We start from the raw sequence: 10,734 nt of genomic DNA on the forward strand, positions 1-10,734 counted from the left end.
AATTTCTTGGTTGCCATAGACCGTGATGGCAATCAGTTTGGTCTAGCTTATATGGATCTAGTGACAGGTGATTTTTATGTGACAGGTCTTTTGGATTTCACGCTGGTTTGTGGGGAAATCCGTAACCTCAAGGCTCGAGAAGTGGTGCTGGGCTATGACTTGTCTGAGGAAGAAGAACAAATCCTCAGTCGCCAGATGAATCTGGTGCTTTCCTATGAAAAAGAAGGCTTTGAAGACCTTCATTTACTGGATTCACGATTAGCAGCGGTGGAGCAAGCGGCATCTAGTAAGTTGCTCCAGTATGTCCATCGAACCCAGATGAGGGAATTGAACCACCTCAAGCCTGTTATCCGCTATGAAATCAAAGATTTCTTGCAGATGGATTATGCGACCAAGGCTAGTCTGGATTTGGTTGAAAATGCCCGTTCAGGCAAGAAACAAGGCAGTCTTTTCTGGCTTTTGGATGAAACCAAGACGGCTATGGGAATGCGTCTGTTACGTTCTTGGATTCACCGTCCCTTGATTGATAAGGAGCGAATCGTCCAACGTCAAGAGGTGGTGCAGGTCTTTCTTGACCACTTCTTTGAGCGCAGTGATTTGACAGACAGTCTCAAGGGTGTTTATGATATCGAACGTTTGGCTAGTCGGGTTTCTTTTGGCAAAACCAATCCTAAGGATCTCTTGCAATTGGCGACTACCTTGTCCAGTGTGCCACGGATCCGTGCGATTTTAGAGGGGATGGAGCAACCTGCTCTAGCCTATCTTATCGCACAACTGGATGGAATCCCTGAGTTGGAGAGTTTGATTAGCGCAGCGATTGCTCCTGAAGCTCCTCATGTGATTACAGATGGGGGTATTATCCGGACGGGGTTTGATGAGACTTTGGATAAATACCGCCGAGTGCTCAGAGAAGGGACCAGCTGGATTGCTGAAATTGAAGCAAAGGAGCGAGAAAATTCTGGTATCAGTACGCTCAAGATTGACTACAATAAGAAGGATGGCTACTATTTCCATGTGACCAATTCGCAACTGGGAAATGTTCCAGCTCACTTTTTCCGCAAGGCAACGCTGAAAAACTCAGAACGTTTTGGAACTGAGGAATTGGCCCGTATCGAGGGAGATATGTTGGAGGCGCGTGAGAAGTCAGCTAATCTAGAGTACGAAATTTTTATGCGTATTCGTGAAGAGGTCAGCAAGTATATCCAGCGTTTGCAGGCTTTAGCTCAAGGCATTGCGACAGTTGATGTCTTACAGAGTCTAGCAGTTGTGGCTGAAACCCAGCATTTGATTCGACCTGAATTCGGAGATGATTCGCGAATTGATATCCAGAAAGGGCGCCATGCTGTCGTTGAAAAGGTTATGGGGGCTCAGACCTATATTCCAAATACGATTCAGATGGCAGAAGATACCAGTATTCAACTGATTACAGGGCCCAACATGAGCGGAAAGTCAACCTATATGCGTCAGTTAGCCATGACGTCGGTTATGGCCCAGATGGGGTCTTATGTGCCAGCAGAAAGCGCCCATTTACCGATTTTTGATGCGATTTTTACCCGTATCGGAGCAGCAGATGACTTGGTTTCAGGTCAATCAACCTTCATGGTAGAGATGATGGAGGCTAACAATGCCATTTCGCATGCGACCAAGGACTCTCTCATTCTCTTTGATGAATTGGGACGGGGAACTGCAACTTATGACGGGATGGCTCTTGCCCAGTCCATCATCGAATACATCCATGAGTACATCGGAGCCAAGACCCTCTTTGCGACCCACTACCATGAGTTGACTAGTCTGGAGTCTAGTTTACAACACTTGGTCAATGTCCACGTGGCAACTTTGGAGCAGGATGGGCAGGTCACCTTCCTTCACAAGATTGAACCAGGGCCAGCTGATAAATCCTATGGTATCCATGTTGCCAAGATTGCAGGCTTGCCAGCAGACCTTTTAGCAAGGGCGGATAAGATTTTGACTCAGTTAGAGAGTCAAGGAACAGAAAGTCCTGCTCCCATGAGGCAAACAAGTGCTGTCACAGAACAGATTTCACTATTTGATACGGCAGAAGAGCATCCTATCCTAGCAGAATTAGCTAAACTAGATGTTTACAATATGACACCTATGCAGGCTATGAATGTCTTGGTCGAGTTAAAACAAAAATTATAAAGAATGAATTACTTGTCATTCTAGCTATATCAAGGAGACTTCTTTGACAATCCCCCACTTTTTTGCTAGAATAACATCACACAAACAGAATGAGAAGGAGCTGACGCATTGTCGCTCCCTTTTGTCTATTTTTTAAGGAGAAAATATGCTGATTCAGAAAGTAAAAACCTACAAGTGGCAGGCCTTGGCTTCGCTTCTGATGACAGGCTTGATGGTTGCTAGTTCACTTCTGCAACCGCGTTATCTGCAGGAAGTGTTAGACGCCCTCCTTGCTGGGAAATATGAAGCTATTTATAGTATCGGAGCTTGGTTGATTGGTGTGGCCTTGGTCGGTCTGGTTGCTGGTGGGCTCAATGTTGTCCTTGCAGCCTATATTGCCCAAGGAGTTTCATCCGACCTTCGAGAGGATGCCTTCCGTAAAATCCAAACCTTTTCTTATGCCAATATTGAACAATTTAATGCGGGAAATCTAGTCGTTCGAATGACAAATGATATCAACCAGATTCAGAACGTGGTCATGATGACCTTTCAAATTCTTTTCAGACTTCCCCTCTTGTTCATCGGTTCGTTTATCCTGGCGGTTCAAACCTTACCTTCTCTGTGGTGGGTGATTGTTCTCATGGTAGTCTTGATTTTTGGTTTGACTGCTGTCATGATGGGAATGATGGGACCTCGTTTTGCCAAGTTTCAAACCCTTCTTGAACGCATCAATGCCATTGCCAAGGAAAATCTGCGGGGTGTTCGAGTGGTCAAGTCCTTTGTCCAAGAAAAAGAGCAGTTTGCTAAGTTTACGGAGGTTTCAGACGAGCTACTCGGTCAAAATCTTTACATCGGTTATGCCTTTTCAGTAGTGGAACCTTTTATGATGTTGGTCGGTTATGGGGCGGTATTCCTCTCTATTTGGCTAGTTGCAGGGATGGTTCAGTCGGATCCGTCAGTTGTTGGCTCCATTGCTTCCTTTGTCAATTACCTAAGCCAGATTATCTTTACCATTGTCATGGTTGGATTTTTGGGAAATTCTGTCAGTCGTGCCATGATTTCTATGCGTCGTATTCGAGAAATTTTGGATGCAGAGCCAGCCATGACCTTCAAGGATGTCCCAGATGAAGAGTTGGTCGGCAGTCTTAGCTTTGAAAATGTGACCTTTACCTATCCAATGGATAAGGAACCGATGCTGAAAGATGTGAGCTTTACTATTGAACCTGGTCAGATGGTTGGTGTCGTTGGAGCGACTGGTGCAGGAAAATCAACCTTGGCTCAATTGATTCCACGTCTCTTTGACCCACAGGAAGGGGCTATCAAAATCGGAGGTAAGGATATTCGAGAAGTGAGTGAAGGGACCCTGCGTAAAACAGTTTCTATCGTTCTCCAACGTGCCATTCTCTTTAGTGGAACGATTGCAGATAACTTGAGACAGGGTAAGGGTGATGCCACTCTATTTGAAATGGAGCGAGCAGCCAACATTGCCCAAGCTAGTGAATTCATTCATCGTATGGAGAAAACCTTTGAAAGTCCAGTTGAGGAACGGGGAACCAACTTCTCTGGTGGGCAAAAGCAAAGGATGTCGATTGCGCGTGGGATTGTCAGCAATCCACGTATTCTGATTTTTGACGATTCGACCTCGGCCTTGGATGCCAAGTCAGAGCGTCTAGTGCAAGAAGCCTTGAATAAGGACTTGAAGGGAACAACAACCATTATCATCGCGCAAAAGATTAGCTCGGTTGTTCATGCAGATAAAATCTTGGTTCTAGATCAAGGACGATTGATTGGTCAAGGTACGCATGCAGACTTGGTTGCCAACAATGCCGTTTACCGTGAAATCTACGAAACACAGAAAGGAAAGGAGGAGTAAAATGAAGACAGTTCAATTTTTTTGGAATTATTTTAAAGTCTATAAGCTATCATTTGTAGTTGTTATCCTGATGATTGTTCTAGCAACTCTTGCCCAAGCCCTCTTTCCGGTCTTTTCTGGACAAGCAGTGACGCAGCTAGCTAATTTAGTTCAAGCTTATCAAGATGGCAATCCAGAACTTGTTTGGCAAAGTCTATCAGGAATCATGGTCAATCTTGGCCTGCTAGTTTTGGTTCTCTTTATCTCCAGTGTCATATACATGTGTCTCATGACGCGCGTGATTGCAGAATCTACCAATGAGATGCGCAAAGGCCTCTTCGGTAAGCTTGCTCGCTTGACGGTTTCTTTCTTTGACCGCCGACAAGATGGCGATATCTTATCTCGTTTTACCAGTGATTTGGATAATATCCTCCAAGCCTTTAACGAAAGCTTGATTCAGGTCATGAGCAACATCGTTCTATACATTGGTCTGATTCTTGTCATGTTTTCGAGAAATGTGACGCTGGCCCTTATCACTATTGCCAGCACACCAGTGGCCTTCCTTATGCTGATTTTTATTGTAAAAATGGCACGCAAATACACCAACCTCCAGCAAAAAGAGGTAGGGAACCTCAACGCCTATATGGACGAGAGTATTTCAGGCCAAAAAGCCGTGATTGTGCAAGGAATTCAAGAGGATATGATGGCAGGATTTCTTGAACAAAATGAGCGCGTGCGCAAGGCGACCTTTAAAGGAAGAATGTTCTCAGGAATTCTTTTCCCTGTCATGAATGGCATGAGTCTGGTTAATACAGCCATCGTCATCTTTGCTGGTTCAGCTGTACTTTTGAATGATAAGTCTATTGAAACAAGCACAGCTCTAGGTTTGATTGTGATGTTTGCCCAATTTTCACAGCAGTACTACCAGCCTATTATCCAAGTTGCAGCTAGTTGGGGGAGTCTTCAGTTGGCCTTTACAGGTGCTGAACGGATTCAGGAAATGTTTGACGCAGAGGAAGAAATCCGACCTGAAAAGGCTCCAATCTTCACTAAGTTGCAAGAAGGTGTTGAAATTAGTCATATTGATTTTTCATACTTGCCTGATAAACCCATTTTGAAAGATGTCAGCATTTCTGCCCCGAAAGGACAGATGACAGCAGTTGTTGGTCCGACAGGTTCAGGGAAAACCACTATTATGAACCTCATCAATCGCTTTTATGATGTTGATGCTGGCGATATTTATTTTGATGGTAAAGACATTCGTGACTATGACTTGGATAGTCTCAGAAGTAAGGTAGGGATTGTCTTGCAAGATTCGGTTTTATTTAGCGGAACCATTCGAGACAATATCCGTTTCGGTGTGCCAGATGCAAGTCAGGAAATGGTTGAGGCAGCAGCCAAAGCAACCCACATTCATGACTATATCGAAAGCTTACCTGATAAGTACGATACTCTTATAGATGATGACCAGAGCATCTTCTCAACAGGACAGAAGCAATTGATTTCTATCGCTCGAACTCTGATGACAGATCCAGAAGTTCTCATTCTCGATGAAGCAACTTCAAACGTAGATACAGTGACAGAAAGCAAGATTCAGCATGCCATGGAGGCGGTTGTAGCAGGAAGAACAAGTTTCGTTATTGCCCACCGCTTGAAAACCATTCTCAATGCAGACCAGATTATTGTGCTTAAAGATGGAGAAGTCATTGAACGCGGTAACCACCATGAACTCTTGAAACTAGGTGGCTTCTATTCAGAACTTTATCACAATCAATTTGTCTTTGAATAAGAAAAAAGTTGTCCTATGTGGGCAGCTTTTTCTTGTTCATAAGAAATATTTATCACGGACTTAAAAAAAACATATTAGACGAAAGGCATTTTGAGTGATATGATAGGACTATCGTTATACTCAATGAAAATCAAAGAGTAAACTAGGAAGCTAGCCGCAAGCTGTACTTGAGTACGGTAAGGCGACGCTGACGTGGTTTGAAGAGATTTTCGAAGAGTATTAACATTCGAAAGGAGAGACATCATGCCTAGAACGGTTGTAGGAGTTGCTGCAAATCTATGTCCCGTAGACGCAGAAGGCAAAAATATTCATTCATCTGTATCTTGTAGATTCGCAGAGAGCATTCGTCAAGTCGGTGGTCTCCCTTTAGTCATTCCTGTTGGTGATGAGTCAGTTGTACGCGATTATGTAGAAATGATTGATAAATTGATTTTGACAGGCGGTCAAAATGTCCATCCTCAGTTTTATGGAGAGAAAAAGACCATCGAGAGCGATGATTACAATCTGGTCCGTGATGAATTTGAATTGGCCCTCTTGAAAGAAGCGCTTCGTCAGAATAAACCAATTATGGCAATCTGTCGCGGTGTCCAACTTGTCAATGTTGCCTTTGGTGGAACCCTCAATCAAGAAATCGAAGGTCACTGGCAAGGACTGCCTTTCGGAACATCTCACTCTATTGAGACAGTAGAAGGAAGCGTGGTGGCTAAGCTATTTGGAAAAGAAAGTCAGGTTAACTCTGTCCATCGTCAAAGCATTAAAGATTTGGCACCTAATTTCCGTGTAACCGCTATTGATCCAAGAGACCAGACCATCGAAGCGATTGAGTCTATCGACGAACACCGCATTATCGGTTTGCAGTGGCATCCAGAGTTTCTAGTTAATGAAGAAGATGGCAATTTAGAACTATTTGAGTATTTATTGAATGAACTGTAACGACTGGAACATCTGGTCGTTCTTTCTTTTATTTTTTCAAAATTTTTGGAATGTGGGATTTTTACGCAAACGTTTGAATTCTGATAAAAATTGGAGAAATTCGACAAAAAAACTTGAAAAAAACGAAGGTAAGCGTTATGATAGAAAAGAAGAAATATTGGAGGAATAACATGTCACATATTAAATTTGATTATTCAAAAGTCTTAGATAAATTTGTTGCACCACATGAAGTGGAATACATGCAATCACAAGTAACAGCAGCAGATGAATTGATCCGTAAAGGAACTGGTGCTGGTAGCGACTTCTTGGGATGGTTGGACCTTCCTGAAAACTACGACCGCGAAGAATTTGACCGCATCTTGAAAGCTGCTGAGCAAATCAAGTCAGACAGCGATGTTTTGGTTGTTATCGGTATCGGTGGATCTTACCTTGGTGCTAAAGCAGCAATCGACTTCTTGAACCACCACTTTGCGAACTTGCAAACAAAAGAAGAACGTAAGGCCCCACAAATCCTTTACGCAGGAAACTCAATCTCATCTACTTACCTTGCTGACTTGGTAGAGTACGTAGCTGATAAAGACTTCTCAGTAAACGTGATTTCTAAATCAGGTACAACAACTGAACCAGCTATTGCTTTCCGTGTCTTCAAAGAACTTTTGGTTAAGAAATACGGTCAAGAAGAAGCAAACAAACGTATCTATGCAACAACTGACCGCCAAAAAGGTGCTGTTAAGGTTGAAGCAGACGCTAACGGTTGGGAAACATTTGTTGTTCCAGATGATATCGGTGGACGCTTCTCAGTATTGACAGCCGTTGGTTTGCTTCCAATCGCAGCATCAGGCGCTGACATCAAAGCCCTTATGGAAGGTGCGAATGCAGCTCGCAAAGACTACACTTCAGATAAAATCTCTGAAAACGAAGCTTACCAATACGCAGCAGTTCGTAACATCCTTTATCGTAAAGGTTATGCAACTGAGATCTTGGTAAACTATGAGCCATCACTTCAATACTTCTCAGAGTGGTGGAAACAATTGGCTGGTGAATCAGAAGGAAAAGACCAAAAAGGTATCTACCCAACTTCAGCCAACTTCTCAACTGACTTGCACTCACTTGGTCAATTTATCCAAGAAGGAACTCGTATCATGTTTGAAACAGTTGTCCGTGTTGACAAACCTCGTAAAAACGTGATTATTCCTAGCTTGGAAGAAGACCTTGATGGACTTGGTTACCTTCAAGGAAAAGACGTTGACTTTGTAAACAAAAAAGCGACTGATGGTGTTCTTCTTGCCCACACAGATGGTGATGTACCAAACATGTACGTGACTCTTCCAGAGCAAGACGCTTTCACTCTTGGCTATACAATCTACTTCTTCGAATTGGCTATCGCCCTTTCTGGTTACTTGAATGCCATCAATCCATTTGACCAACCAGGTGTTGAAGCTTACAAACGTAATATGTTCGCCCTTCTTGGAAAACCAGGATTTGAAGAATTGAGCAAAGAACTTAACGCACGTCTATAATAGAAGAAAAGAGTGGTTTGTCCACTCTTTTTAGTCTCTTTATTCATAGAGATTGGACTCAGCCAAGACTTGTGATATAATATAGAAAGTAAAAAGGCAGACGCCTAGAGACTTTATAGGAGAAACTATGTCAAAAGATATCCGCGTACGTTACGCACCAAGTCCAACAGGACTACTACACATCGGGAATGCCCGTACAGCATTGTTCAACTACCTTTACGCACGTCATCATGGTGGAACTTTTATCATTCGTATCGAAGATACTGACCGTAAACGTCATGTCGAGGATGGAGAACGTTCACAGCTTGAAAACCTTCGTTGGTTGGGCATGGATTGGGATGAAAGCCCAGAAACACATGAAAATTACCGCCAGTCTGAGCGTTTGGACTTGTACCAAAAATACATCGACCAATTATTAGCTGAAGGAAAAGCCTATAAATCTTACGTTACAGAAGAAGAATTAGCAACTGAACGCGAACGCCAAGAAGCAGCTGGTGAAACGCCTCGCTATGTCAATGAATACCTTGGTATGAATGAAGAGGAGAAAGTGGCTTACATCGCAGAACGCGAAGCAGCAGGCATTATCCCAACTGTGCGCTTGGCTGTCAATGAGTCAGGTATCTATAAGTGGCATGATATGGTTAAAGGCGATATCGAATTTGAAGGTGGCAATATCGGTGGTGACTGGGTTATCCAAAAGAAAGATGGTTACCCAACTTACAACTTTGCCGTTGTTATCGATGACCACGATATGCAAATCTCTCACGTTATCCGTGGAGACGACCACATTGCTAATACACCAAAACAACTTATGGTTTATGAAGCACTTGGTTGGGAAGCCCCAGAGTTCGGTCACATGACCTTGATTATCAACTCTGAGACGGGTAAGAAGTTATCTAAACGTGATACTAATACACTTCAATTTATTGAAGATTATCGAAAGAAAGGTTACCTTCCAGAAGCAGTCTTTAACTTCATTGCTCTTCTTGGTTGGAACCCAGGTGGCGAAGATGAAATCTTCTCTCGTGAAGAACTCATTAAACTTTTCGATGAAAACCGCCTCAGTAAGTCACCAGCAGCCTTTGATCAGAAGAAACTCGACTGGATGAGCAATGATTATATCAAGAATGCAGACCTAGAAACTATCTTTGAAATGGCAAAACCATTCTTAGAGGAAGCAGACCGTTTAACTGACAAGGCTGAAAAACTAGTTGAACTCTATAAACCACAAATGAAATCAGTAGATGAGATTATCCCATTGACAAATCTCTTCTTCTCAGATTTCCCAGAATTGACAGAAGCAGAGCGTGAAGTCATGGCGGGGGAAACAGTCCCAACAGTTCTTGAAGTCTTCAAAGCAAAACTTGAGGCGATGACAGATGATGAATTTGTGACAGAAAATATCTTCCCACAAATTAAAGCAGTCCAAAAAGAAACAGGTATTAAAGGAAAAAATCTTTTCATGCCTATTCGTATTGCTGTTTCAGGTGAAATGCATGGACCAGAATTACCAGATACGATCTTCTTGTTAGGTCGTGAAAAATCAATCCAGCATATCGAAAATATGTTAAAGGAAATCTCTAAGTAAGAAGGGTACAATAATGGACATCTGGGAAAAGATGTACGAAGAAGCACAGAAATTGTATAATCCACATGAAGTATCTGATTTTGTTTATGCTAATCATGTCGTTACCGCAGTAGAAGCAGAAGATGGACAACTATTTACAGGATTCTGTATGGAGGGAACCTGTGGAGTATTCCATCTCTGCGCAGAGCGTGCGGCACTCTTTAATATGTACCAATTTTCAGGGCAAACGAAGGTTAAAAAAGTCTTAGCCTTTCGAGACAAACCGCCGTATGGTGGAAGTTCAGCCATGCCTTGCGGTGCTTGTAGAGAGTTCCTTTTAGAGCTTAATGCTGAAAATAAAGATGCAGAATTCATGATGGACTACAATACAAGAAAGACAGTGAAAGTCGCAGAACTAATCCCATATTGGTGGGGAGAAGAACGTGCTTCTAAGTTTAATAATCAATAGAAGAGTCAGTGTAATTCTGGCTCTTTCTACTTAATTTGAAAAAAATAGAAAAAGTAGTTGACAAAGTTTGAAAAGTGGGTATAATAGTAAGAGTTGAAAATAACAGCTCTGGTCCGTTGGTCAAGGGGTTAAGACACCGCCTTTTCACGGCGGTAACACGGGTTCGAATCCCGTACGGACTATGGTATGTTGTGGATGGAACACTTGATGAAAAAAGTTTAAAAAAGTTTCAAAAAAGTGTTGACAAGCGAAAGCGACTGTGATATACTAATATAGTTGTCACTTGAGAGAAGTGAGTGACAAAGACCTTTGAAAACTGAACAAGACGAACCAATGTGCAGGGCACTACAACTAAGGTTGTAGTACTGAACAATGAAAAAACAATAAATCTGTCAGTGACAGAAATGAGTGAGAACTCAAACTTTTAATGAGAGTTTGATCCTGGCTCAGGACGAACGCTGGCGG

General features: G+C 42.6%; 7 protein-coding genes and 1 tRNA gene. All 8 read left to right on the forward strand.

Annotation, left to right across the window (positions count from 1 at the left end; all coding sequences use genetic code 11):
- Positions 1 to 2,160, forward strand: a 2,160-nt coding sequence (gene mutS / locus CJ239_RS10810; protein WP_102211564.1) for a DNA mismatch repair protein MutS, incomplete at its 5' end; no start/stop codon positions are given.
- Positions 2,161 to 2,305: 145 nt separating this feature from the next.
- Positions 2,306 to 4,012: a multidrug efflux ABC transporter subunit PatA gene (patA, locus tag CJ239_RS10815; RefSeq protein WP_102211565.1), complete on the forward strand. Its 1,707-nt coding sequence runs from the start codon at positions 2,306 to 2,308 to the stop codon at positions 4,010 to 4,012.
- A 1-nt stretch (position 4,013) separates the two neighbouring features.
- Entirely contained in the window at positions 4,014 to 5,780 is a 1,767-nt protein-coding gene (gene patB, locus CJ239_RS10820; protein WP_102211566.1) for a multidrug efflux ABC transporter subunit PatB, read from the forward strand.
- Positions 5,781 to 6,023: 243 nt separating this feature from the next.
- Positions 6,024 to 6,713: a gamma-glutamyl-gamma-aminobutyrate hydrolase family protein gene (locus tag CJ239_RS10825; RefSeq protein ID WP_001138351.1), complete on the forward strand. Its 690-nt coding sequence runs from the start codon at positions 6,024 to 6,026 to the stop codon at positions 6,711 to 6,713.
- Between the two features lie 170 nt (positions 6,714 to 6,883).
- Entirely contained in the window at positions 6,884 to 8,233 is a 1,350-nt protein-coding gene (locus CJ239_RS10835) for a glucose-6-phosphate isomerase (RefSeq protein ID WP_000018268.1), read from the forward strand.
- Between the two features lie 127 nt (positions 8,234 to 8,360).
- Positions 8,361 to 9,821: a glutamate--tRNA ligase gene (gltX, locus tag CJ239_RS10840; RefSeq protein WP_102211567.1), complete on the forward strand. Its 1,461-nt coding sequence runs from the start codon at positions 8,361 to 8,363 to the stop codon at positions 9,819 to 9,821.
- Between the two features lie 13 nt (positions 9,822 to 9,834).
- The gene (locus CJ239_RS10845; RefSeq protein ID WP_102211568.1) at positions 9,835 to 10,269 is read left to right on the forward strand and encodes a cytidine deaminase; all 435 of its coding nucleotides are present in this window, start codon (positions 9,835 to 9,837) and stop codon (positions 10,267 to 10,269) included.
- Between the two features lie 110 nt (positions 10,270 to 10,379).
- Positions 10,380 to 10,451 (forward strand) — tRNA-Glu (locus tag CJ239_RS10850).
- Positions 10,452 to 10,734: the final 283 nt, after the last annotated feature.

Origin of the sequence: Streptococcus sp. UMB0029 (assembly GCF_002871495.1) — a bacterium.
GTDB lineage: Bacteria > Bacillota > Bacilli > Lactobacillales > Streptococcaceae > Streptococcus.

Coding starts and splice junctions, on each gene's coding strand:
- patA (WP_102211565.1), top strand. CDS start 2,306: ATGCTGATTCAGAAAGTAAAAACCTACAAGTGGCAGGCCTTGGCTTCG.
- patB (WP_102211566.1), top strand. CDS start 4,014: ATGAAGACAGTTCAATTTTTTTGGAATTATTTTAAAGTCTATAAGCTA.
- CJ239_RS10825 (WP_001138351.1), top strand. CDS start 6,024: ATGCCTAGAACGGTTGTAGGAGTTGCTGCAAATCTATGTCCCGTAGAC.
- CJ239_RS10835 (WP_000018268.1), top strand. CDS start 6,884: ATGTCACATATTAAATTTGATTATTCAAAAGTCTTAGATAAATTTGTT.
- gltX (WP_102211567.1), top strand. CDS start 8,361: ATGTCAAAAGATATCCGCGTACGTTACGCACCAAGTCCAACAGGACTA.
- CJ239_RS10845 (WP_102211568.1), top strand. CDS start 9,835: ATGGACATCTGGGAAAAGATGTACGAAGAAGCACAGAAATTGTATAAT.